Source organism: Pseudomonas sp. JAI115, from assembly GCF_014200835.1.
Classification (GTDB): Bacteria; Pseudomonadota; Gammaproteobacteria; order Pseudomonadales; family Pseudomonadaceae; genus Aquipseudomonas; species Aquipseudomonas putida_A.
On sequence record NZ_JACHCY010000016.1, the window covers coordinates 1 to 24717 of the forward strand.

Annotated in this window: 21 protein-coding genes; 15 read left to right on the top strand and 6 right to left on the bottom strand. The window is 61.7% G+C overall.

Annotated elements, in window-relative coordinates:
• Positions 1-214: 214 nt before the first annotated feature.
• On the top strand, positions 215-2083 hold the full coding sequence (locus tag HDC30_RS24540) for a hypothetical protein (RefSeq protein ID WP_183785499.1): 1869 nt from the start codon (positions 215-217) through the stop codon (positions 2081-2083).
• Between the two features lie 25 nt (positions 2084-2108).
• Positions 2109-3353 carry a metallophosphoesterase gene (locus tag HDC30_RS24545; protein WP_183785501.1) on the top strand — a complete coding sequence of 415 codons (1245 nt, stop codon included), beginning with the start codon at positions 2109-2111 and terminating at the stop codon, positions 3351-3353.
• A gap of 102 nt (positions 3354-3455) precedes the next feature.
• Here HDC30_RS24545 and gbcA read toward each other — a convergent pair whose 3' ends face one another.
• Complete coding sequence (gene gbcA, locus HDC30_RS24550; RefSeq protein WP_027610658.1) at positions 3456-4751, bottom strand: glycine-betaine demethylase subunit GbcA; 1296 nt, start codon at positions 4749-4751, stop codon at positions 3456-3458.
• A gap of 281 nt (positions 4752-5032) precedes the next feature.
• On the opposite strand from gbcA, the gene gbcB reads away from it, so the two are divergent.
• Positions 5033-6133 carry a glycine-betaine demethylase subunit GbcB gene (gene gbcB, locus HDC30_RS24555; protein ID WP_095187122.1) on the top strand — a complete coding sequence of 367 codons (1101 nt, stop codon included), beginning with the start codon at positions 5033-5035 and terminating at the stop codon, positions 6131-6133.
• A gap of 120 nt (positions 6134-6253) precedes the next feature.
• Here gbcB and HDC30_RS24560 read toward each other — a convergent pair whose 3' ends face one another.
• Positions 6254-7078, bottom strand: a complete 825-nt coding sequence (locus HDC30_RS24560) for an NAD(P)-dependent oxidoreductase (RefSeq protein ID WP_183785503.1) — start codon at positions 7076-7078, stop codon at positions 6254-6256.
• 208 nt (positions 7079-7286) lie between these two features.
• Positions 7287-8327 carry a low specificity L-threonine aldolase gene (locus tag HDC30_RS24565; RefSeq protein WP_016772826.1) on the bottom strand — a complete coding sequence of 347 codons (1041 nt, stop codon included), beginning with the start codon at positions 8325-8327 and terminating at the stop codon, positions 7287-7289.
• A gap of 126 nt (positions 8328-8453) precedes the next feature.
• Between HDC30_RS24565 and HDC30_RS24570 the strand changes: the two genes are divergently transcribed.
• The 8 genes from HDC30_RS24570 (at position 8454) to fdhA (ending at position 18594) form a co-directional block, all read left to right on the top strand.
• A complete protein-coding gene (locus tag HDC30_RS24570) occupies positions 8454-9164 on the top strand; it encodes a TraX family protein (RefSeq protein WP_183785505.1) in 711 nt (236 codons plus the stop codon).
• A 285-nt stretch (positions 9165-9449) separates the two neighbouring features.
• Complete coding sequence (glyA, locus tag HDC30_RS24575; RefSeq protein WP_027610662.1) at positions 9450-10703, top strand: serine hydroxymethyltransferase; 1254 nt, start codon at positions 9450-9452, stop codon at positions 10701-10703.
• Positions 10704-10723: 20 nt separating this feature from the next.
• Positions 10724-11974, top strand: coding sequence for a sarcosine oxidase subunit beta (locus HDC30_RS24580; protein WP_003206307.1), 1251 nt, complete (start codon positions 10724-10726; stop codon positions 11972-11974).
• Between the two features lie 14 nt (positions 11975-11988).
• Positions 11989-12318: a sarcosine oxidase subunit delta gene (locus tag HDC30_RS24585; RefSeq protein ID WP_003228964.1), complete on the top strand. Its 330-nt coding sequence runs from the start codon at positions 11989-11991 to the stop codon at positions 12316-12318.
• The gene (locus tag HDC30_RS24590) at positions 12315-15332 is read left to right on the top strand and encodes a sarcosine oxidase subunit alpha (RefSeq protein WP_027610663.1); all 3018 of its coding nucleotides are present in this window, start codon (positions 12315-12317) and stop codon (positions 15330-15332) included. Before HDC30_RS24585 ends, HDC30_RS24590 begins: the two co-directional genes overlap by 4 nt.
• A 143-nt stretch (positions 15333-15475) precedes the next feature.
• A complete protein-coding gene (locus HDC30_RS24595) occupies positions 15476-16108 on the top strand; it encodes a sarcosine oxidase subunit gamma (RefSeq protein ID WP_008086919.1) in 633 nt (210 codons plus the stop codon).
• Positions 16109-16332: 224 nt separating this feature from the next.
• Positions 16333-17190, top strand: a complete 858-nt coding sequence (gene purU, locus HDC30_RS24600) for a formyltetrahydrofolate deformylase (RefSeq protein ID WP_183785507.1) — start codon at positions 16333-16335, stop codon at positions 17188-17190.
• A gap of 204 nt (positions 17191-17394) precedes the next feature.
• On the top strand, positions 17395-18594 hold the full coding sequence (gene fdhA / locus HDC30_RS24605; RefSeq protein ID WP_183785509.1) for a formaldehyde dehydrogenase, glutathione-independent: 1200 nt from the start codon (positions 17395-17397) through the stop codon (positions 18592-18594).
• 118 nt (positions 18595-18712) lie between these two features.
• Here the strand turns inward: fdhA and HDC30_RS24610 are convergent, their stop codons facing one another.
• Positions 18713-19387, bottom strand: coding sequence for an anti-sigma factor domain-containing protein (locus HDC30_RS24610; RefSeq protein WP_183785511.1), 675 nt, complete (start codon positions 19385-19387; stop codon positions 18713-18715).
• Positions 19384-20019, bottom strand: a complete 636-nt coding sequence (locus HDC30_RS24615) for an RNA polymerase sigma factor (protein WP_183785513.1) — start codon at positions 20017-20019, stop codon at positions 19384-19386. The genes HDC30_RS24610 and HDC30_RS24615 overlap by 4 nt, the downstream gene beginning before the upstream one ends.
• A 148-nt stretch (positions 20020-20167) precedes the next feature.
• Here HDC30_RS24615 and HDC30_RS24620 point away from each other — a divergent pair, with 148 nt between their 5' ends.
• Complete coding sequence (locus HDC30_RS24620; protein WP_135296719.1) at positions 20168-20725, top strand: DUF2780 domain-containing protein; 558 nt, start codon at positions 20168-20170, stop codon at positions 20723-20725.
• 1 nt (position 20726) lies between these two features.
• Here the strand turns inward: HDC30_RS24620 and HDC30_RS24625 are convergent, their stop codons facing one another.
• Positions 20727-21614 carry an acyltransferase gene (locus HDC30_RS24625; RefSeq protein ID WP_096797580.1) on the bottom strand — a complete coding sequence of 296 codons (888 nt, stop codon included), beginning with the start codon at positions 21612-21614 and terminating at the stop codon, positions 20727-20729.
• A gap of 309 nt (positions 21615-21923) precedes the next feature.
• Between HDC30_RS24625 and HDC30_RS24630 the strand changes: the two genes are divergently transcribed.
• From HDC30_RS24630 to creC, 3 genes are all read left to right on the top strand, one after another.
• The gene (locus HDC30_RS24630) at positions 21924-22427 is read left to right on the top strand and encodes an ATP-dependent zinc protease (protein WP_007962587.1); all 504 of its coding nucleotides are present in this window, start codon (positions 21924-21926) and stop codon (positions 22425-22427) included.
• A 68-nt stretch (positions 22428-22495) separates the two neighbouring features.
• Positions 22496-23176, top strand: a complete 681-nt coding sequence (gene creB / locus HDC30_RS24635; RefSeq protein WP_183785515.1) for a two-component system response regulator CreB — start codon at positions 22496-22498, stop codon at positions 23174-23176.
• The gene (gene creC, locus HDC30_RS24640) at positions 23176-24594 is read left to right on the top strand and encodes a two-component system sensor histidine kinase CreC (RefSeq protein ID WP_183785517.1); all 1419 of its coding nucleotides are present in this window, start codon (positions 23176-23178) and stop codon (positions 24592-24594) included. The genes creB and creC overlap by 1 nt, the downstream gene beginning before the upstream one ends.
• Positions 24595-24717: the final 123 nt, after the last annotated feature.

Sequence of the window (24717 nt, forward strand, 5' to 3'; positions counted from 1 at the left end):
TCTGCCGAGTGGCATTCACCCTGATGAAGAATCAGGGCGAATACCGATCAGTTTGAGATTCTAGGGTTGCTGAGCAACATAGAATCTCCCACAGGGTATTGTGCCAGTCACAAAAACCAGTGGGCATCCCCAATCCAATGTGGGAGCGAGCCTGCTCGCGAAAGCGGTGCATCTGGCACAACACCTCTCAGGTCTGCACAAGGAAATGGATGATATGGACAGCTACATCCGCTTGTTTCAACGCTTCATCTGGATCGGCATCGCGATGAACATGGTGTTCGCGATCCCGGCGCTGTTTGCGCCGGGGTTGCTGACATCGGTGGTCGGTCTGCCGCCGCAACTCTCCGACCCGTGGCTGGAAAACGCCGGGATGCTGCTGGTGGGCATCAGCGTGTTTTACATGCCGTCGGGCTTCAACGCGCCGCGCTATGTGGTGCATTCCTGGCTGTGCGTGCTGACGCGGCTGATCGCCGTGGTGTTCTGGATTTACCTGATCAATACGAGCATTCAAGGCTCGGTGTTCGTGCCGATGCTGATGGGCGATCTGAGCTTCTTCCTGATCCTCGGAATTCTGCTGTACCTCGGCACCACGCCCGCGAACCGGCCATGGGCGCTGCTCTGCGATGGCTGGCGCGAGTGGCGCGCGGCCTGGGCGCGGCAATGGCAGAGCCATACCTTCAAGGTCGGTACCTTGGTCGTACTGGCGCTGCTCGGTTTCATCGGTTACCAGACCTGGTACCAGATGCTGCGCGTGGTGCCGGAGCAGGAGTACGCCTCCGACGAAGATCACTACAAATACGCGGCCATCGGCCTGGGCATCGAAGCGCGGATCCCGTATTACCTGTTCGCCGTGCTGCCGCAGATGTGCCCGGAAAAACTGCCGAAACCCGGCGGCTGGGAGGTCTTCGGCTTTCTCTATGAAAACGGCAAGGACCTGCCGATCGGCATGGCCAAGCGGCAGATCGGTTACCCGACGGTAGAGCCGAACTGCGCGCTGTGCCACACCGGTTCCTACCGGGCCAATGCCAGCGACGTCGCGGTCAATGTGCCGAGCGCGCCGGCCAACACCCTGCAACTGCAGGCCTTCCAGTGGTTCGCCTACGATTGCGCCAGCGACCCGAAATTCACCACCGACGCGGTGATGGCGGCGATCAACGGCAAATTCCAGCTGGGTTTTTTCGAGAAGCTCTATAACCGCTACCTGATTATCCCGATGGCGAAAAGCGCCTTGCTCAAGCAGAAGCAGGCCTACGCCTGGCAGAAGCTGCGTCCGCAACAGGGCCCGGGCCGCACCGACACCTTCAACCCGACGAAAATGGTGGTGTTCGGCTTCCCGGATGACTCGACCATCGGCACCGTCGACCTGCCGCAAGTGTGGAACCAGAAGCCGCGGGAATCGATGTACCTGCACTGGGACGGCAATAACAACAAGATCCACGAACGCAACTACGCCGCCGCGATGGCCGTGGGCGCGACCCCGGAATCGGTGCTGCCGCCGAGCTTCAACCGAGTGACCAACTGGCTGCTCGGGCACAAGGCGCCGGCGTGGCCGTGGGCGCTGGATCAGGCGAAAGTTGCGCAGGGCAAACCGATCTGGGAAGCCAATTGCGCCGCGTGCCACGACTTCGGTCGCGCCGACACCGGGCAGGTCACCACCAATATCGATCAACTCGGCACCGATCCACATCGGCTCGACTCGTTCACGACTGGTCTGGTGACGGCGTTCCACACCTTCAAGAAACCGCCGTTCGACTTCGGTGCCTATCGCAAGACCCAGAGCTACAGCAACACGCCGACTGACGGCATCTGGCTGCGTGCGCCGTACCTGCACAACGGTTCGGTGCCGACCCTGTGGGACCTGCTGCAACCGCCGGAAAAACGTCCGGTGGTGTTCATCACCGGCTCCGACGTCTACGACCCGGTCAACGTCGGTTTTGTCACCACGGGCGCTCAGGCCAAAGCCTCGGCGGATTTCAAATACGACACCCGACTGGAGGGCAACCACAACAGCGGTCACCTGTATGGCACCACGCTGTCGGACGACGACAAACGTGCGTTGATCGAATTCATGAAAACCCTGTGAGCCCTTACGGATAGAGGATTACGCCATGTCACTGGTCAGTCATTGGGAACACGAGTACGACAAGGTCAAACTGCGCATTCACGGCTTGTTCACGCGCATGGAAATGGCCTGGATGAAGCTCATCAGCGAGCTGGAGCCGCAGGAGTTTCAGGCGATCATCAAGCTGCTGCAGCGCGGTCACGATCAGGCGCAATACGTGCTGAAAAACGGTGAGTTGCCGGGCGATGAACCGGCGGTGCCGTGGGAGTTGTCTCATGGCCTGTCGATTTTGCGCATCGGCAATGCCACGCCGCTCCCGCAATCGCCCGATCAACTGGCGACCCGGGTGTTGCAGGACGGCAGCCTGCTCGGCTGTCGCAAGTGGGTATTGCTTGATCTGCTGTGGAGCGAGGCATTGCTCAAGTGGATTGAAAACCTGCGCCATCACGCGACCTTCGGCACTGACCCGGCGGTGGTGCAGATGGAGCGCGACGTGACCCTGGCGATTGCCGGCGACTGGGGCACCGGCCCCTTTGACAGTCATGCGCCGGCGGTTTCAGTCGCCAACCAGATGCAACTGGCGCAAGCGGATTTCACCATCCATCTGGGCGACGTCTACTACGCCGGCAGCCATTCGCAGGAAGACGTCGACATGGCCGGTTGGCCGATGGGCAGCCACGGCTCGTTCACCCTCAACTCCAACCACGAGATGTACAGCGGCGCCCACGGCTATTTCAAGGAACTGGCCAAGCGCTTTCCGGGGCAGCAGGGCACCAGTTATTTCGCCTTGATCAACGACGAATGGCTGGTAGTCGGGCTGGATTCGGCGTATGCCTCGGACGCGATGAACCTGTACATGGACGGCACACTCAACGAGCCGCAGATCGTCTGGATGAAAGGCCTGCCGAAACGCAAAAAGATCATGGTGCTCAGTCATCACCAGGGCTTCGATATTTCCGGACACCACCAGACCGCGCTGTATCAACCGGTATGCGATGCCCTGGGGCGCGAGCCGGATTATTGGTACTGGGGGCATCTGCACAACGGCATCGTCTACGCGCAACAGGGCAGCCTGCATGCGCGTTGCGCCGGGCACGGGGCGATTCCCTATGGCAATGCCAGCGAGCTGAACGGGCATTCGCGGGTGTTGTGGTCGGAGACGCAGGATGCCAACGACCCGGCGTATCCGCTGCGGGTGTTGAATGGCTACGCGAAAATCAGGCTGGTGGGGGAGGATATTTTTGAGGAGTTTATTGGGGAGGATGGATCGGTGAGGTGGTCATCCAAGTAATGAGGTGGCTGTTCTGACGCCATCGCGAGCAGGCTCACTCCTACAGTTGGAATGCGTTCCCCTGTAGGAGTGAGCCTGCTCGCGAAGCTTTTGCCTTTGATCTTAGCCCTGGACCGGGACGCCCTTGAGGTACGGCGCAGGCTCGGCCCCAAGGTTGTTCAGCATCCGCTCGCTGTACCAATCCACGAAGTTGACCACGCCAAACTCATAGGTCTTGGAGTACGGCCCCGGCTGATAAGCAGTGGAGTTGATCCCGCGCTGGTTTTCTTCGGCCAGACGCCGGTCCTGATCGTTGGTCGCGTCCCACACCTGGCGCATGCGCTCGACGTCGTAATCCACGCCTTCGACCGCATCCTTGTGCACCAGCCATTTGGTGGTGACCATGGTTTCCTGGGCGCTGATCGGCCATACGGTGAAGACGATGATGTGGTCGCCCATGCAGTGGTTCCACGAGTGCGGCAGGTGCAGGATGCGCATCGAACCGAGATCCGGGTTCTTGATCCGGCCCATCAGTTTGGCGCAGCCCTGTTTGCCGTCCAGAGTCATCGACACGGTGCCCTTGAGCAGCGGCATGCGCACGATGCGGTTGCGCAGGCCGAAACTGGCGTGTGCATAAGGAATTTTCTCGGCTTCCCAGGCAGCGGCGGAGGCGGCGACGTGATCCTTGAAGGCCTGATCGGCGCGCGGGTCGGTGACGTCGTCCCATTCCAGCAGGGTTTTCAGCAGTTCCGGGTGCGACGCGTTGCAGTGGTAGCACTCGCGGTTGTTTTCCAGCACCAGTTTCCAGTTGGCCTTTTCCATCAAGGTGGTGGTGATCGCCACCTTGGTGTTCTCCATGTCGTACGGTTCCATGTAGTGGTTCAGCGTCGACAGGAAGTCATCGATGGCCGGCGGGTTTTCCGCCAGGCTGATGAAGATGTAGCCGCCGGCAGTCTTCACGTTCACCGGTTTGAGGCCGTACTGCTTCATGTCGAAGTCGGCGCCCATCTCGGTGCCGGCGAACAGCAGGCGTCCGTCCAGTTCGTAGGTCCACTGGTGGTAGTGGCAGACCAGTTTGGCAACCTTGCCCTTTTCACTGGTGCACAGGCGCGAGCCACGGTGGCGGCAGACGTTATGGAAGGCATGCACCACGCCGTCGGCGCCACGGATGACGATGATCGGGTTCTTGCCGACCTGCAGGGTCAGGTAGTTGCCCTTGGCCGGGATCTCGCAGGTCATGCCGGCGATCAACCACTCTTTCTGGAAGATCTCCTGCATATCGATATCGAACAGGCGCTCGTCGCTGTAGAACGGCTGCGGCAGCGAAAAGGTGCGCTCGCGCTCCTGCAGCATCTGTGCGGTGGCCTTGCGTGCGGGTTCCAGCGGATCGCCCAGGCTGATTTTTGCGGTGACGTCCATCGATGTATTCCTCAAGGCCATCTGCGTGGCCGCGAAAGTGGCTGATCAGGGTTGCTACGCAAGGTGTAAAGAATTCGTCTTGGTGTGGGGCGAGTGTGGGGCCGACGCTGCCCGGAACCTTATCCATGGGCGACATGGTGCAATCTGTTCCCGACGCGCAACCCCCGGCGGTTGGGGGCTGGTCGCGATAAGTATGCCGATGTCGCGGATAGGTAAACGGACGGTTCACGCTATACGCAGAATCGCCACATGAAGGCCGACAGTCGGCCGTGGAGAACAGCATGTCCAACAGCTTCCTGAATCCGGTCACCACCCAGACCTGGGCCAATGGCCGACACATCGTCCGTTGCGTCAAAGTCATCCAGGAAACCTGGGACGTGCGCACCTTCTGTTTCATGGCCGACCAGCCGATCCTGTTCTTCTTCAAGCCCGGGCAGTTCGTGACCCTGGAGCTGGAAATCGACGGCCAGCCGATCATGCGTTCGTACACCATTTCCAGTTCGCCGTCGGTGCCGTACAGCTTCTCGGTGACCATCAAGCGTGTGCCGGGGGGCAAGGTCTCCAACTGGCTGCATGACACCCTGCATGAAGGCCAGGAGCTGGCAGTGCACGGCCCGGTCGGGCTGTTCAACGCCATCGACTTCCCGAGCCCGAAAGTGCTGTATCTGAGCGGCGGCGTCGGCATCACGCCGTGCATGTCGATGGCGCGCTGGTTCTACGACACCAACGCTAACGTCGACATGACCTTTATCCACAGCGCGCGCTCGCCGAAAGACATCATTTATCACCGCGAGCTGGAGCACATGGCGTCGCGGATCGACAACTTCAGCCTGCACCTGATCTGCGAGAAACACGGGCTGGGCGAGCCGTGGGCCGGTTATCGCGGCTACCTCAATCACAAGATGCTCGAACTGATGGTGCCGGACTTCCTTGAGCGCGAAGTGTTCTGCTGCGGCCCGACGCCGTACATGAACGCGGTCAAGCGCCTGCTGGAAGTGGCCGGTTACGACATGTCGCGTTATCACGAGGAATCCTTCGGCGCCACGCCACCGGAAGCTCGTGCCGATGCGGTGGAACAGGCCGAGCAGGCCGCCGATGCACCGGAAATCGATGCGGCGGATCTGCATCAGGTCGAGTTCACCGCCTCCGGCAAGAGCATTCGCGTGGCACCGGGCGAAACCGTGCACGCGGCGGCGGCCAAGCTTGGCCTGATGATCCCGAAAGCTTGCGGTATGGGGATTTGCGGGACGTGCAAGGTGATGAAACTGGGGGGCGAGGTGGAGATGGAGCACAACGGCGGGATTACCGAGGACGACGAGGCGGAAGGGTTTATCTTGTCGTGCTGCAGCGTGCCGAAGGGCGACGTGCGCATCGAATTCTAGACCACTGCACAAATCCAATGTGGGAGCGAGCCTGCTCGCGAAGGCGGTGTGTCATTCAACATCTGTGCTGTCTGACACGGCCTCTTCGCGAGCAGGCTCGCTCCCACAGGGTTATGCGCTTCAATCGATAAACAGATCGGGCATCAGTGCGGCGTCGCTGTCCGGCTCGAACCGGTAATGCTTGAACTCAGTCACGCCGTGCTCACGCAAAATTTCTTCGTCGATAAGCAGCCGTCCAGTGATCTGTCGTGCGCTGCTTCCCAGAATCACATGCGCCGCATCCGCCATGATCGCCGGCGTACGCGCCTGCTTGAACGACTCGCGGTTGCCCAACTGGAATTCGATGGCGGCGGTGGCGATCATCGTCTGCGGCCACAGTGAATTGACGCTGATGCCGTAACTGGCGAACTCCTCGCTCATCCCGATCGTCAGCATGCTCATGCCGTATTTGGTCACGGTGTAGGGGCTGAACTGGGCAAACCACTTGTTCGCCATGTTCAGCGGTGGCGACAAGTTGAGGATGTGTCCGGCGGATTTCTTCAGATAGGGCAGGGCGGCCTGGCTGCACAGCAGTACCGCGCGGGTGTTGATCTGGTGCATCAGGTCGAAACGCTTGAGTTCGATGTGCTGCACGCCAGTCAACTTGATCGCCCCGGCGTTATTGACCAGCGCATCGATGCCGCCGAAATGCTCGTTGGCCTGGGCCAGCGCATGGCGCACCGCGTCTTCATCACGCACATCGACTTGCAGGGCCAATGCCTTGCCGCCAGCGGCTTCGACTTCCTTGGCTACGCTGTGGATGGTGCCGGGCAGTTTGGGATGGGCTTCGGCGCTTTTGGCCGCAATCACGATATTGGCCTCGTCTTTCGCGGCACGCAGCGCAATCTCACGCCCGATGCCACGGCTGGCGCCGGTAATGAACAGGGTTTTGCCTTGTAGCGACATGCCGATGCTCCTGCTTATTGTTATGTGAGCGGAGGGCTCGACAAACAATGTAGACGATGTCTTCAGGTGCGAACGAGGAGGGGCGATTGGATTGGGTGAGCTTTTGTGGGAGCGAGCCTGCTCGCGAAAGCGGTCTGGCAGCCGACTTCTACGTCGGATGTGCCGGCCTCTTCGCGAGCAGGCTCGCTCCCACAGGGCTGGGGAGCTATCAGGCGGACATCACTTCGCGGATGTCGCGGGCCAGTTCGCGTACGCGTTCTTCTTCGGTGTCCCACGAGCACATGAAGCGTGCGCCGCCCTTGCCGATGAAGGTGTAGAAGCGCCAGTTTTTCGCGGTCAGCGCGGCGATGGCCGGTTCCGAGAGTTGCAGGAACACGCCGTTGGCCTGTACCGGGAACATCAGTTCCACGCCCGGAATGTCGCTGACCAGCTCGGCCAGCAGTTGCGCGCAGTGGTTGGCGTGGCGGGCGTATTTGAGCCAGGCGTCGTTTTCGAGGATGCCGACCCACGGTGCCGAGAGGAAGCGCATTTTCGACGCCAGTTGCCCGGCCTGCTTGCAGCGGTAATCGAAGTCTTCGGCCAGTTTGTGGTTGAAGAACAGAATCGCTTCACCCACGGCCATGCCGTTTTTCGTACCGCCGAAGCACAGCACATCGACGCCGGCCTTCCAGGTCAGGTCGGCCGGCGAGCAGCCGAGGAATGCGCAGGCGTTGGAGAAACGCGCGCCGTCCATGTGCAGGTGCAGGCCCAGCTCTTTGCAGGTGGCGCTGATGGCGCGGACTTCTTCCGGGGTGTACACGCTGCCGACCTCAGTGGCCTGGGTCAGGGTCACCACGCGCGGTTTCGGGTAGTGGATGTCCTGGCGCTTGAGCGCGACCTCACGGATCGACTGCGGGGTGATCTTGCCGTTTTCGGTGCCGGCGATCAGCAGTTTCGAGCCGTTGGAGAAGAATTCCGGGGCGCCGCATTCGTCGGTTTCGACGTGAGCGGTTTCCGAGCAGATCACGCTGTGGTAACTCTGGCACAGCGACGACAACGCCAGCGAGTTGGCGGCGGTGCCGTTGAAGGCGAAGAACACCTCGCAGTCGGTTTCGAACAGCTTGCGGAAATGGTCGGCCGCACGTGCGGTCCATTCATCGTCGCCATAAGCGCGCTGGTGGCCGTGGTTGGCCTGTTCCATGGCGGCCCAGGCTTCAGGGCAGATACCGGAGTAGTTGTCGCTGGCGAATTGTTGGCTCTTGTCGGTCATGGCCGGCTTCCGTGGTCGAGACTCTTGTGAAGGCTCGTGGTCAATGAGGGTGCGCACTTTACCGAAGATCTTCCGGGGAGCACACGGGATGTCGCTGTCAGAAAATTACCAGTTTGTTACCCGATTATGCACGTGACTAAACGCGACGGCGCGCTGGATCTGCTCAAGTGGCTGGCGCTGCTGAGCATGCTGCTCGATCACCTGCGATATGTCGGGATCAGCGCCGATTGGCTGTATGTGCCGGGACGTCTGGCGTTCCCGTGGTTCTGCCTGGCGATGGCGGCGAACCTGTCCCGCGCCGGTGCGCAGAAGACCGAGTGGCGCTATCTGGGCTGGCTGCTGCTGTTCAGTGCGGTCAGCGAAATTCCCTACCGCTTGTACATTCCTGATCCCGACACCTTGAACGTGATGCCTACGCTGGCACTGGGGTTGCTGGTGGCGCGGGGCTGGCAGGATTGCACGTTGTTGTCGCGGCTTTTGGGCGTGAGCGCCTTGCTGCTGGCGGCGCTGTTTTCGCAATGGCTGATGTTCGGCATATTTGGCGTGCTGTTGCCGCTGGCGCTGCTGTGGGTGATCCGTCGTCCCTGGTATTTCGGCCTCCTGCCGGGGCTAGTGTGTCTGGCGGGCAATCAGTGGCGGGTGCTGTATGAGGCGGCGGAGTTCGGTAACTACGTGGCGGTGTTTGGCATCGCGGCGTGTCTGATTGCGCCACTGCTCGGGATAGTCTTGTTGCGACATGCCGGATCCCTTCATCCATTGCCCATGCGCCGCTGGGCGTATGCGCTCTATCCCCTGCATTTCCTCCTGTTGCTCGCCATCCGCACGGCATACACCTGACCCCTGTGGGAGCGGGCTTGCTCGCGAAAGCGGTGTGTCAGGCGGTATTGATGTCGACTGACACGGCCTCTTCGCGAGCAAGCCCGCTCCCACAGGGGATCTCCGCAGTTTTGGATGATGTGTCCGACCAGCCTTTTCCCGCCATGTCGTAAACGCACCTTTGTGTGGCGTCCGTAGGCATCTGGGCTGTCTGCGCCGGCCATACCATCGCATCAAAGGGCACCTCCGCAAGCCGCGTGCCTGACCAAGACGAAATGGCGCACCGACGCCGCTGGGAGAGACGCGATGTTCAGCAAGCAAGACCAGATCCAGGGTTACGACGATGCACTGCTGGCGGCGATGAATGCCGAGGAGCAACGTCAGGAAGATCACATCGAGCTGATCGCGTCGGAGAACTACACCAGCAAACGCGTGATGCAAGCGCAGGGCAGCGGCCTGACCAACAAATACGCCGAAGGTTATCCGGGCAAGCGCTACTACGGTGGCTGCGAGCATGTGGATAAAGTCGAAGCGCTGGCCATCGAACGCGCCAAGCAGCTGTTCGGCGCCGATTACGCCAACGTCCAGCCGCACTCCGGTTCCTCGGCCAACAGCGCGGTGTACCTGGCGCTGATCCAGCCGGGCGACACCATTCTCGGCATGAGCCTGGCCCACGGCGGTCACCTGACCCACGGCGCGAAAGTGTCGTCCTCGGGCAAGCTGTACAACGCGGTGCAGTACGGCATCAACACCGACACTGGGCTGATCGATTACGACGAAGTCGAGCGTCTGGCCGTCGAGTGCAAGCCGAAGATGATCGTCGCCGGGTTCTCTGCTTATTCGAAGACCCTGGATTTCCCGCGTTTCCGCCAGATCGCTGACAAGGTCGGCGCGCTGCTGTTCGTCGACATGGCCCACGTCGCCGGTCTGGTCGCTGCTGGCCTGTACCCGAACCCGCTGCCGTACGCCGACGTGGTCACCACCACCACCCACAAAACCCTGCGCGGTCCGCGTGGCGGGCTGATCCTGGCCAAGTCCAACGAAGAGATCGAGAAGAAGCTCAACGCCGCGGTATTCCCCGGTGCCCAGGGCGGCCCGTTGATGCACGTCATCGCCGGTAAAGCGGTGTGCTTCAAGGAAGCGCTGGAGCCCGGCTTCAAGGCCTATCAGCAACAAGTGATCGACAACGCTAAGGCGATGGCCAGCGTGTTTATCAAACGTGGCTACGATGTAGTGTCCGGCGGTACCGACAACCACCTGTTCCTGGTCAGCCTGATCCGTCAGGGCCTGACCGGCAAAGATGCTGACGCTGCGCTTGGCCGCGCGCACATCACCGTCAACAAGAACGCCGTGCCGAACGACCCGCAGTCGCCGTTCGTGACCTCGGGCCTGCGCATTGGCACCCCGGCCGTCACCACGCGCGGCTTCAAGGTCGCCCAGTGCGAAGTGCTGGCCGGCTGGATCTGCGACATCCTCGACAACCTCGGTGACGCCGACGTTGAAGCGAATGTGGCCAAGAACGTCGCGGCACTGTGCGCCGACTACCCGGTTTATCGCTGAGCGGTTTGGAGTAAATGACTATGCAACGCTATTCGGGCTTCGGCCTCTTCAAACACTCCCTCAGCCACCACGAGAACTGGCAGCGCATGTGGCGCACGCCGACGCCGAAGAAGGTCTACGACGTAGTCATCGTCGGCGGTGGCGGGCACGGTCTGGCGACCGCCTACTACCTGGCGAAAGAGCACGGCATCACCAACGTGGCCGTGGTCGAGAAGGGCTGGCTGGGCGGCGGCAACACCGCGCGCAACACCACCATCGTGCGCTCGAACTACCTGTGGGACGAGTCGGCGCACCTGTACGAACACGCGATGAAACTGTGGGAAGGCCTGTCGCAGGATCTCAACTACAACGTGATGTTCTCCCAGCGCGGTGTCTACAACCTGTGCCACACCCTGCAGGACATCCGTGATTCCGAGCGTCGGGTCAGCGCCAACCGCCTCAATGGCGTCGACGGCGAACTGCTCAATGCCAAGCAAGTGGCCGACGAGATTCCGTACCTCGACTGCTCGAAAAACACCCGCTACCCGGTGATGGGCGCGACCGTTCAGCGTCGCGGCGGCGTCGCTCGTCACGATGCCGTGGCCTGGGGCTTTGCCCGTGCCGCCGATGCCTTGGGCGTGGACTTGATCCAGCAGACCGAAGTGATCGGTTTCCGCAAGGAAAACGGCGTGTGCATCGGCGTCGAAACCAACAAGGGTTTCATCGGTGCCAAGCGTGTCGGTGTGGTCACCGCCGGTAACTCCGGGCACATGGCCAAGCTCGCCGGTTTCCGTCTGCCGATCGAGTCTCACCCGCTGCAAGCGCTGGTGTCCGAGCCGATCAAACCGATTATCGACAGCGTGATCATGTCCAACGCCGTGCACGGTTACATCAGCCAGTCGGACAAGGGCGACCTGGTGATCGGCGCCGGTATCGACGGTTACAACGGCTACGGCCAGCGCGGTTCGTACCCGGTGATCGAGCACACCATTCAGGCGATCGTCGAGATGTTCCCGGTGCTGTCGCGGGTGCGCATGAACCGCCAGTGGGGCGGCATCGTCGACACCACCCCGGACGCTTGCCCGATCATTTCGAAAACCCCGGTGCCGAACATGTTCTTCAACTGCGGTTGGGGCACTGGTGGCTTCAAGGCCACACCTGGCTCGGGCAACGTGTTTGCCGCGAGTCTGGCCAAGGGTGAAATGCATCCATTGGCTGCACCTTTCTCCATCGACCGTTTCCACAACGGTGCGTTGATCGATGAACACGGCGCTGCTGCGGTTGCCCACTAACAGGAGAAATCCCCATGTTGCATATCTTCTGTCCTCACTGCGGCGAACTGCGCTCCGAAGAGGAATTCCATGCATCCGGTCAGGCGCACATCCCGCGTCCGCTGGATCCGAACGCCTGCACCGATGAAGAGTGGGGCGATTACATGTTCTTCCGCGACAACCCGCGTGGTCTGCACCACGAGCTGTGGGATCACGTCGCCGGTTGCCGCCAGTACTTCAACGTCACCCGCGACACCGTGACCTACGAGATTCTCGAAACCTACAAGATCGGCACCAAGCCGCAATTCACCGACAAGGCTGATACGGCGAAAACAGCCACGACGGCGCTGGGAGAGAAGGTATGAGCCAGACCAATCGCCTGTCCAACGGTGGACGGATCGACCGCAACAAAGTGCTGAGCTTTACCTTCAACGGTCAGAGCTACAAAGGCTTCGAGGGCGACTCGCTGGCCTCGGCACTGATCGCCAACGGCGTCGACATCATCGGTCGCAGCTTCAAGTATTCGCGTCCACGCGGGATCTTCGCCGCCGGTGCCGAAGAGCCGAACGCCGTGCTGCAGATCGGTGCTACCGAAGCCACGCAGATTCCCAACGTGCGCGCCACGCAACAGGCGCTATACCAAGGCCTGGTGGCCACCAGCACCAACGGCTGGCCGAGCGTCAACAACGACATGATGGGGATTCTCGGCAAGGTCGGCGGCAAGCTGATGCCGCCGGGTTTCTACTACAAAACCTTCATGTACCCGCAATCGTTCTGGATGACCTACGAGAAGTACATTCGCAAGGCTGCCGGTCTGGGCCGTTCGCCGACCGAAGTCGATCCGGACACCTACGACTACATGAACCAGCACTGCGACGTGCTGATCGTCGGCGCCGGCCCTGCCGGGCTCGCCGCGGCCCTGGCGGCTGCGCGCAGCGGTGCGCGGGTGATCCTCGCCGATGAGCAGGAAGAGTTCGGCGGCAGCCTGCTCGATTCCCGCGAAAGCCTCGACGGCAAACCAGCGATCGAGTGGGTGGCCAGCGTCATTGCTGAACTGAAGAACACCCCGGACGTGCTGCTGTTGCCGCGCGCCACCGTTAATGGCTACCACGACCACAACTTCCTGACCATTCACGAACGCCTCACCGATCACCTCGGTGACCGTGCGCCTATCGGCCAGGTGCGTCAGCGCATTCACCGCGTCCGCGCCAAGCGTGTCGTGCTGGCGACCGGTGCCCACGAGCGTCCGCTGGTCTACGGCAACAACGACGTGCCGGGCAACATGCTCGCCGGTGCGGTCTCGACTTACGTGCGCCGTTACGGTGTGGCACCGGGCAAGAAGCTGGTGCTGACCACCAACAACGATCACGCCTATCGCGTGGCGCTGGATTGGCTCGACGCCAGCCTGCAAGTGGTGGCCATCGCCGATGCACGGAGCAATCCGCGTGGTGCGCTGGTGGAAGAAGCCCGCGCCAAAGGCATCCGCATCCTCACCGGCAGCGCCGTGATCGAGGCCCGTGGCAGCAAGCGCGTCACCGCTGCCCGCATCGCCGCGATTGACGTCAAAGCGCACACCGTGACCAGCCCGGGCGAATGGCTCGACTGCGACGTGATCGCCAGTTCCGGCGGTTACAGCCCTGTCGTGCACCTGGCTTCGCACCTCGGTGGCAAGCCGATCTGGCGTGAAGACATCCTCGGTTTCGTACCGGGCGAAGCACCGCAGAAGCGTGTGTGCGTCGGCGGCATCAACGGCGTTTACGGCCTCGGAGATTCGCTGGCCGATGGTTTCGAAGGTGGCGCACGCGCTGCCAGTGAAGCCGGTTTCGCGGTGGTCGAAGGCACGCTGCCAAAAGCGCTGAGTCGTCTCGAAGAAGCGACCCTGGCGCTGTTCCAGGTGCCGCACGAGAAGGGCACTTCGCGTGCGCCGAAGCAATTCGTCGACCTGCAGAACGACGTCACCGCCGCCGCCATCGAACTGGCGACCCGCGAAGGTTTCGAGTCGGTCGAACACGTCAAACGCTACACCGCGCTGGGCTTCGGCACCGATCAGGGCAAGCTCGGCAACGTCAACGGCCTGGCCATCGCCGCCCGTTCGCTGAACGTGACCATCCCGCAGATGGGTACCACGATGTTCCGCCCGAACTACACGCCGGTAACGTTCGGCGCCGTGGCCGGTCGTCACTGTGGGCACATCTTTGAACCGGTGCGCTACACCGCGCTGCATCAATGGCACCTGAAAAACGGCGCCGAGTTTGAAGACGTCGGCCAGTGGAAACGTCCATGGTACTTCCCGAAAAACGGTGAAGACATGCACGCTGCGGTGAAGCGTGAATGCAAAGCCGTGCGCGACAGCGTCGGCCTGCTCGACGCCTCGACCCTGGGCAAGATCGACATTCAAGGCCCGGATGCCCGCGAGTTCCTCAACCGCGTGTACACCAACGCCTGGACCAAGCTCGATGTGGGCAAGGCGCGTTACGGCCTGATGTGCAAAGAAGACGGCATGGTTTTCGACGACGGGGTGACGGCGTGTCTGGCCGACAACCATTTCGTCATGACCACCACCACGGGCGGCGCGGCTCGCGTGCTGCAATGGCTGGAGCTGTACCACCAGACCGAATGGCCAGAGATGAAGGTCTACTTCACCTCGGTCACCGACCACTGGGCGACGATGACCCTGTCCGGGCCGAACAGCCGCAAGCTGCTCAGCGCCGTGACCGACATTGATCTGAGTAACGAAGCCTTCCCGTTCATGACCTGGAAAGAAGGTCTGGTCGGCGGTGTGCCGGCGCGGGTGTTCCGTATCTCGTTCACCGGTGAGCTGTCGTACGAAGTCAACGTGCAGGCCGACTACGCGATGGGCGTGCTGGAGAAAATCGTCGAGGCTGGCAAGCAGTACAACCTGACGCCGTACGGCACTGAAACCATGCACGTCCTGCGGGCCGAGAAAGGTTTCATCATCGTCGGTCAGGACACTGACGGCTCGATGACCCCGGACGACCTGAACATGGGCTGGTGCGTCGGTCGCACCAAACCGTTCTCGTGGATCGGCCAGCGCGGCATGAACCGAGAAGACTGCGTGAAGGATCAGCGTAAACAACTGGTGGGCCTGAAGCCGATCGACCCGAACGTCTGGCTGCCGGAAGGTGCGCAACTGGTGTTCAACACCAAGCAGGCGATCCCGATGACCATGGTCGGCCACGTGACCTCCAGCTACGCGCACAACTCCCTCGGCTATTCGTTTGCCATGGGCGTGGTCAAGGGCGGTCTGAAGCGCATGGGCGAGCGGGTGTTCGCGCCGCTGGCCGATGGCAGCGTGATCGAGGCGGAGATTGTGTCTTCGGTGTTCTTCGATCCGAAGGGGGATCGGCAGAACATCTGACGGCCTCAAGAACTGTGGGCGGGCGGCTATTCGCGAGCAGGCTCGCTCCCACATTCGACCGCGTTCCCCGGTGGGAGCGAGCCTGCTCGCGAAAGCGGCAGATCAGCCCCCGCAGGAACCAACAGAATTCAGGAAGGTGCTTTATGACCACAGCCAATGTTTACCAGCAACGCCCGACCACCGGGGCCAAGGCCGAGTCGTCGCTGCACCATGCCGACCTCGCCAGCCTGGTCGGTAAGGGTCGCAAGAACGCCGGCGTCATCGTGCGTGAAAAGAAACTCCTCGGTCACCTGACCATTCGTGGCGATGGCCACGATGCAGCCTTCGCCGCTGGCGTGCACAAGGCCCTCGGCATTGAGTTGCCGGGCGCCCTGAGCGTGATCGTCAAAGGCGAAACCAGCCTGCAATGGATGGGCCCGGACGAGTGGCTGCTGATCGTGCCAAGCGGTGAAGAATTCGCCGCCGAGCAGAAGCTGCGCGAAGCGCTGGGCGACCTGCACATCGCGATCGTCAACGTCAGCGGCGGCCAGCAGGTGCTCGAACTGAGCGGGCCGAACGTGCGTCAAGTGCTGATGAAATCCACCAGCTACGACGTGCACCCGAACAACTTCCCGGTCGGCAAAGCGGTGGGCACGGTGTTCGCCAAGTCGCAGCTGATGATCCGCCATACCGCCGAAGACACCTGGGAACTGCTGATCCGCCGCAGCTTCTCGGATTACTGGTGGTTGTGGTTGCAGGATGCGTCGGCCGAGTACGGCCTCAGCGTTCAGGCCTGAAAGATCAAGAGCCACCCCCTCACCCCAGCCCTCTCCCCCAAGGGGGAGAGGGGGGAAAGGGAGCAGATTTGTGTAGTTTTCGAGCCTGAGTTCGCCGCGATATTTCAGGTCGGCGTAGCTCGAAAGAACACCTCGGTCAGTCCCCTCTACCTCCGGGAGAGGGCTAGGGTGAGGGGCAAAAATCCCCCAGACACCGCGTACAAAAGAACAGGAGTCACCGCACCATGAGCCGCGCCCCAGACACATGGATTCTGACCGCCGACTGCCCCAGCGTGCTCGGCACGGTGGACGCGGTGACGCGTTTTCTGTTCGAGCAGGGTTGCTACGTCACCGAGCACCATTCGTTCGATGACCGCCTCTCCGGGCGTTTCTTCATTCGCGTGGAATTCCGCCAGCCCGACGGCTTCGACGAAAAGTCCTTCCGCGCAGGCTTAGCCGAACGCGGTCAGGCCTTCGGCATGATCTTCGAGCTGACCGCACCGAACTACCGGCCGAAAGTGGTGATCATGGTCTCCAAGGCCGACCACTGCCTCAACGACTTGCTCTACCGTCAGCGCATTGGCCAGTTGTCGATGGACGTGGCGGCAGTGGTCTCCAATCACCCGGATCTGAAACCGCTGGCCGACTGGCACCAGATTCCCTACTACCATTTCCCCCTCGACCCCAACGACAAGCCGTCGCAGGAGCGTCAGGTGTGGCAGGTGATCGAAGAGTCCGGCGCCGAACTGGTGATCCTCGCCCGCTACATGCAGGTGCTGTCACCGGAGCTGTGCCGCAAGCTCGATGGCAAGGCGATCAACATTCATCACTCGCTGTTGCCGGGGTTCAAGGGTGCCAAGCCGTATCACCAGGCCTACAACAAGGGCGTGAAGCTGGTCGGCGCGACGGCGCATTACATCAACAACGACCTCGATGAAGGGCCGATCATTGCCCAGGGCGTCGAGGCGGTGGATCACAGTTATTACCCGGAGGATCTGATTGCCAAGGGGCGGGATATCGAGGGCCTGACGTTGGCCCGGGCCGTTGGTTATCACATCGAAAGAAGGGTGTTTTTGAACGCCAACAGAACTGTCGTTCTTTAGATCGCTTTCGCGAGCAGGCTCGCTCCCACAGGGATTTGTGTTGAAACACAAGTCTCTGTCACATCAAAGATCAACTGTGGGAGCGGGCTTGCTCGCGAAGAGGCCATAACTGACAACGCAAAACCAACAAGCAATAACCCGAGCACTTAACGCGCTGCCTGCCTGGGCAACGCAGTTCCATAAAAACAACAGCGAGGTGAAAGCATGTCTGGCAATCGTGGTGTGGTGTATCTCGGCGCTGGCAAGGTCGAAGTACAGAAAATCGACTATCCGAAAATGCAGGACCCGCGTGGCAGGAAGATCGAGCACGGGGTGATCCTGCGTGTGGTGTCCACCAACATTTGTGGCTCCGACCAGCACATGGTGCGCGGCCGTACCACGGCGCAGACCGGTCTGGTGCTGGGCCACGAAATTACCGGCGAAGTGATCGAAAAGGGTTCCGACGTCGAGAATCTGAAACTCGGCGACCTGGTCTCCGTACCGTTCAACGTGGCTTGCGGGCGCTGCCGTTCCTGCAAGGAGCAACACACCGGCGTCTGTCTGACCGTCAACCCGGCCCGTGCCGGCGGTGCCTACGGTTATGTCGACATGGGCGACTGGACCGGCGGCCAGGCCGAATACGTGCTGGTACCGTATGCCGACTTCAACCTGCTGAAACTGCCGGATCGCGACAAGGCCATGGAGAAAATCCGCGACCTGACCTGCCTCTCCGACATCCTCCCGACCGGTTATCACGGTGCAGTCACGGCGGGCGTTGGCCCGGGCAGCACCGTTTACATCGCCGGCGCCGGCCCGGTCGGTCTGGCCGCTGCAGCTTCGGCGCGTCTGCTGGGGGCGGCGGTGGTGATCATCGGCGACGTCAACACCATCCGCCTGGCGCACGCCAAGGCTCAGGGTTTTGAAGTGGTCGACCTGTCCAAGGACACGCCGCTGCACGAACAGATCGCCGCACTGCTGGGCGAGCCGGAAGTCGATTGCGCGGTGGATTGCGTGGGCTTCGAAGCACGCGGCCACGGGCATGACGGGGTGAAAGCCGAAGCACCGGCCACTGTGCTCAACTCGCTGATGGGCGTGGTGCGTGTGGCCGGCAAGATCGGTATTCCGGGCCTGTACGTGACCGAAGATCCGGGCGCGGTCGATGCCGCCGCGAAAATGGGCAGCCTGAGCATCCGCTTCGGTCTGGGCTGGGCCAAATCCCACAGCTTCCACACCGGCCAGACCCCGGTGATGAAGTACAACCGCCAACTGATGCAGGCGATCATGTGGGACCGCATCAACATCGCCGAAGTGGTCGGCGTGCAGGTCATCAGCCTCGACCAGGCGCCGGAAGGTTACGGCGAGTTCGATGCCGGCGTACCGAAGAAGTTTGTGATCGATCCGCATCGGTTGTTCAGTGCGGCGTAAGTAAAAAGGGCGACCCACGGGTCGCCTTTTTTTTAGATCAAAAGATCGCAGCCTTCGGCAGCTCCTACAGGGATCGATGTAGGAGCTGCCGAAGGCTGCGATCTTTTGATTTTTGCAATCAGAGGGCTGCCAAAGCGCCCTGGTAAAGCACAGGCCCGGTCGGCTGCCCGGTCGGCGAGCCGCCCTTCGGTTCCAGACTCACCGCCAGCGCAATCGGCTGGCCGATCAAGACTTTCTGCGCCGCGCTCAGTTCAACCTTGCCTTTGCCGCCTGCAGGAATCACCCCCAGCGAAATCGGCTTGCCGTCCGCCGGTATCGCCCACAGTTCCAGGCTGCGATCCGGCCCGACTGCCGCCAAAGTCAGCGGTTCGACTTGCAGATAATCCGCATGCGCCTCGACCTTCAGTGCCGGCTGCGTGTCGGCGCTCAGCAAGGTGGCGCGGTAGCGGGCGTCGTCGCGGTTGTACAGCGAGCCGAGGAACACCAGCACCACGATCGAACAGGCAGCGACGCTGACGCGCAGCCAGTTCCAGAACGGACGTTTTTCCGGGACGTGCAGCACTTGCGGCTCGATCCGCGCGGTGATGCCTTGCCACACCCGATCCGGCACCGGGTGCTCCGGCAGCGTTTCGGTAAGGCTGGCGAGGCTCTCCTGCCACTGCGCCAACTCGCTTCGCAGTGCTGCGTCATCCAGCAGCAATTGTTCAAAACGCCGACGCGCCGCCGACGACATCAGGCCGATGGCGTAATCGGCAGCGAGGGCGCGGCGCAGGGCAGGGGTCTGGTAGTTCATGATTCAAGGCACCTGCGCAGACGCTCCATGCCGCGACGAATCCACGACTTCACCGAGCCCAGCGGTGCCGCCAGGTGTTCGGCGAGTTCCGAGCAGGAAAGGCCCTGGAAGTAGGCGACGCTGATCGACTGGCGCTGCATGCCGTCGAGGGTGTCCAGGCAACGGTGCAGCGCGCTGGCTTCGCGGCTGCTGTTCAACAGGTCGTGGGCTGAAGGGCCATCGTCCGGCAGGGTGTCCTGTTCGAAGTCGGTCAGCGGCCGTTCGCGCTGTTTGCGTAATTGGTCGATGGCCTGATGGCGGGTGATGTTGATCATCCAGGTCAGCGGCGCCGACAAGTGGGCTTCGTAGCGCGAGGCGTTATTCCAGATCCGCACGAAGCTTTCCTGCAGCACTTCCTCGGCCAGATCCGCCCGGCCCATGAAGCGCAGGGCCACGCCGTGCAGGCGTGGGCCAACGCTGCGATAGAGCGTTTCGAATGCACCGCGGTCGCCCAGTGAGCACTGGGCCAACAGCTGGCGCAACTGATCGGGGTCGGCGATGGAAATGACGGCTCTCCAGGCAATGGGCGGGCGACGAGGGCGGTGCTCGGGCTGTTCACAGGCTAGTTCAGCGACGGCGCTTGTGCCATTCATCTCGGGTTATCCGCGGTTTCACGTTTTATATACGTGGCTATGCTGAAAATGGATGCGTCGGCGAGGAACATGCTGGCTGAAACCCGGTCAAACCGGCAGTTTTGCCGCTCATAGACGGGCGGTTACCACAGCGCAAGAGGATGTCTGAATGAAGATTTCACGCGGTATTGCCTTGGCTTCACTGATGACCCTTGCAGCGAGCCCGGTGTTTGCCGGCTTCAGTCTGGACGACGTGACCAAAGCGGCTGCAAGCATGCAGGGTGGCAACGCTGCCACCGCCGCCGCGCCGACCTCGGAAACCGCCGGTTTGCTGCAAGCCGTTACCGGTCTCGGTGTTACGCCTCAGCAAGCCGTCGGTGGCACCAGCGCCATGCTCGGCCTGGCCAAGAATCAGTTGAGCAGCACCGATTATTCGCAGCTGGCCAAAGAAGTGCCGGGCATCGACAAACTGTCGGGCGGCAGCGGCAACCTGGCGGCGTTGAGCGGGTTGCTCGGCTCGTCGGGCAAGTCGGCCGGGCTGGAAAACGCGCTGGGCAACGTCAAGGACACCAACGACCTGAACAATGCCTTCGGTGCGTTGGGCATGGACAGCGGCATGGTCGGCCAGTTTGCCCCGGTGCTGCTCAAGTATCTGGGTGATCAGGGCGTCGGCGGCCCGCTGCTGCAGAGCCTGGGCAGCATCTGGGGCGCCGGCACCGGTAGCTGATTCAGCCGCGCTCGCCGCGCAGTTCGCTGATGCGCTGATCCTTCTCGGTCCAGAGCTGGTTGACCCAGTTCTGGACCTGCTGGCGAAACAGCGGATCGTTTTCGTAATCGCCCTGCGACAGTGCCGGGTCGAGTTCGCGGGTCTGGATGTCGACAATCACCCGCGGCACGCTGCCGCTGATCAGATCCCAGAACCCCGGAATCTTCTGCTGTGGATAAACCACGGTCACGTCGAGCAGCGCATCCAGCTGTTCGCCCATCGCTGCCAGAACAAACGCCACGCCACCCGCCTTGGGCTTGAGCAGGTGCTTGAACGGTGACTGCTGCTGCGCGCTTTTCGCCGCGGTGTAGCGGGTGCCTTCCAGATAATTCACCACCGTCACCGGCTGGCGTTTGAACAGCTCGCAGGCCTGTTTGGTGATCTCCAGATCCTTGCCCGCCAGCTCCGGATGCTTCGCCAGAAACGCCTTGCTGTAGCGCTTCATGAACGGGTAATCCAGCGCCCACCACGCCAGCCCCAGAAACGGTACCCAGATCAGCTCTTTCTTGAGGAAGAACTTGAAGAACGGTGTGCGCCGGTTGAGAGTCTGGATCAGCGCCGGAATGTCGACCCACGACTGGTGGTTGCTGACCACCAGGTACGAGGTGTCACCACGCAGGTCTGCGCCGCCGCGAATGTCCCATTGGGTGGGGATGCACAGGCGAAAGATCAGCTTGTCGATTTCCGCCCAGGTCTCGGCAATCCACATCACCGCCCACGAGGCGTAATCGCGCCAGCGCCCGGGCGCAATCAGTTTGAGCAGGGCAAAGACCAGCAACGGCCCGATCAGGATCAGGGTGTTGAGCAACAGCAGCAGGGTGACGAAACAGCCGGTGAGCAGGCGGCGCATAAGCAACTCTATGAAGGCGGATGGGCGCGCCATGATAAGTGGCTTCGGGTGACAGGCCAAATCGATGGTGACGAATGTTTCACTTTTGGCTGGCTATGCTGGAGCTGATTACCGTGTTGGCAGGGCTGGCCTCTTCGCGAGCAAGCCCGCTCCCACAGTGGATCTTCAGTGTGCATGCCATCTCCAACAGATCCCGGATCCCCTGTGGGAGCGGGCTTGCTCGCGAAGGCGGACTCCAGCGAACCAATTGCTCGCCGGCTGTCTAAAATCTCGCGTCTGACACCCTCATTTTCCAAGGAAGCCCTCTACGTGAAATCCCTCCTTGCACTGTTTGCCCTCGTCGCCCTGCCGGTCATGGCCGCCGAGCCGACCCTGTACGGGCGTTACGAATACATCGCGCTGCCGGAAATCGGTGGTGAGGTGCTCAAGGCCAAGATGGACACCGGCGCGCTGACCGCCTCGCTGTCGGCCAAGGACATCGAGACTTTCACCCGCGACGGCGAGAACTGGGTGCGTTTCCGCCTCGGCACCAAGGATGCCAGCAACAAGGTCTACGAACACAAGGTCGCGCGGATCAGCAAGATCAAGAGCCGCTCGGATGAAGAGGACGAGGGTGACAGCACCGAAGTCGCCAAGCGCCCGGTGGTCGATCTGGAACTGTGCCTGGGCAACGTCAAGCGTACCGTTGAGGTCAACCTGACCGACCGCAGCAACTTCAACTACCCGCTGCTGATCGGTGCCAAGGCCTTGCGCGAGTTTGGCGCAGCGGTGAACCCGGCGCGGCGTTTCACCGCCGACAAGCCGGACTGCTAAGTGGTCTCATTGACGTAAGGTCAGGCTTGGGGCACCGTTCGCGCACTTAACCCATGGGCTCGGACGCCATGCCTCATATCCTGATTGTCGAAGACGAAGCGGCGATTGCCGACACGCTGATTTTTGCCCTGCAGGGCGAGGGGTTCGCTACCACGTGGCTGAGCCTCGGCGCGGCGGCGCTGGAGTTTCAACGGCAGACCCCGGCTGACTTGATCATTCTCGATATCGGCCTGCCGGACATCAGCGGTTTCGAAACCTGCAAACAGCTGCGGCGCTTCAGTGAAGTGCCGGTGCTGTTTCTCAGTGCCCGGGACGCCGAGATCGATCGGGTGGTGGGGCTGGAGATCGGCGCCGACGATTACGTGGTCAAGCCGTTCAGCCCACGGGAAGTCGCCGCGCGGGTACGGGCGATTCTCAAGCGCATGGCGCCGCGTCCTGCGGTTGAAGCGTCCTCGACGCTGTTTCGCATCGATGCCGAGCGTGTGCAGATCGTCTATCGGGGACAGCCGTTGAGCCTGACCCGTCATGAGTTTCGCCTGTTGCAATGCCTGCTCGAACAACCGCAGCGGGTGTTCAGCCGCGAGCAATTGCTCGATGCGCTGGGGGTTGCCGCCGACGCCGGTTACGAGCGCAGCATCGACAGCCACATCAAAAGCATGCGCGCCAAATTGCGCCTGGTGCGGGCCGATGCCGAGCCGATCCAGACCCATCGCGGCCTCGGTTACAGCTACAGCCCGGGGCACAGCTGATGTCGCTGGGGCTGCGGATTTTTCTGGTGTATGTGCTGTTTATCGGCCTGACCGGTTACTTCGTGCTCAACACGGTGATGGAAGAAATCCGCCCGGGCGTGCGCCAGTCCACCGAAGAAACCCTGGTCGACACCGCCAACCTGATGGCGGAAATTCTCCGTGATGATTTCAAGGCCGGCACGCTCAGCGAGAACCGCTGGCCCGAATTGTTGCGGGCCTACGGCGAGCGTCAACCACAGGCGACGATCTGGGGTTTGCCGAAAAACCAGGTCAACCACCGCATCTACGTCACCGACGCCAAAGGCATCGTGGTGCTGGATTCCAGCGGCGTGGCGGTCGGTCAGGATTACTCGCGCTGGAACGACGTCTACCTGACTTTGCGTGGTGAGTACGGCGCTCGTTCGAGCCGCAGCGATCCGAATGATGCGAACTCCTCGGTGATGCACGTCGGTGCGCCGATCCGCGACAACGGCCGGATCATCGGCGTGGTTACCGTGGCCAAACCCAACAGCTCATTGCAGCCTTATGTCGATCGCACTGAGCGGCGTTTGCTGTTTTACGGTGCCGGGCTGATCGGCCTCGGTCTGCTGTTCGGCGCTTTGCTGTCGTGGTGGCTGAGCCGCGCGCTGCACCGTTTGACCGGGTATGCGCAGGCGGTGAGCGAAGGCCGGCGAGTGGAAGTGCCGCATTACCGTGGCGGCGAACTGGAACAACTGGCCACAGCGGTGGAGCAGATGCGCACCCAGCTCGAAGGCAAGGCTTACGTCGAACGCTACGTGCACACCCTGACCCATGAATTGAAAAGCCCGCTGGCGGCGATTCGCGGTGCGGCGGAATTGCTGCAGGACGAGATGCCAGCGATTCAGCGCCTGCGCTTTGTCGGCAACATCGACAGCGAAAGCGCACGGATGCAGCAGTTGATCGAGCGGCTGTTGAATCTGGCTCAGGTGGAACAGCGGCAGGGTCTTGAGGAGCGCGTGGCGGTGCCGCTGGCGGCATTGGTTGATGAATTGTTGCGGGCGCAGGCAGCGCGCATCGAAGGCCGGCGGCTCAAGGTCCAGCAGACGATTGCGTCGGATCTGTTGCTGATCGGCGAGCCGTTTCTGTTGCGTCAGGCGTTGGGCAATCTGCTGGAGAATGCGCTGGATTTCACCCCGGTCGCCGGGCTGCTGCGCTTCAGTGCCGAGCGCGTGGGGGAGCAGGTCGAGTTGCGCTTGTTCAACGAAGCAACGGCGATTCCCGAGTACGCCCTGCCGCGCTTAAGCGAGCGATTTTATTCGCTGCCGCGCCCGGACACTGGGCGCAAGAGCACCGGGTTGGGGCTGAACTTTGTTGAAGAGGTGGTGAAGTTGCATGGTGGGTCGATGCATATCCGCAACGTCGAGAGCGGTGTGGAAGTGACATTGCGCTTGTCCTGAGACCGAGTCGCGGCCTTCGCGAGCAAGCCCGCTCCCACAGGGGGGATGTGTTGAAACACAGGTCCCGGTCACACCAAAGATCAACTGTGGGAGCGGGCTTGCTCGCGAAGGGGCCGGTGCAGT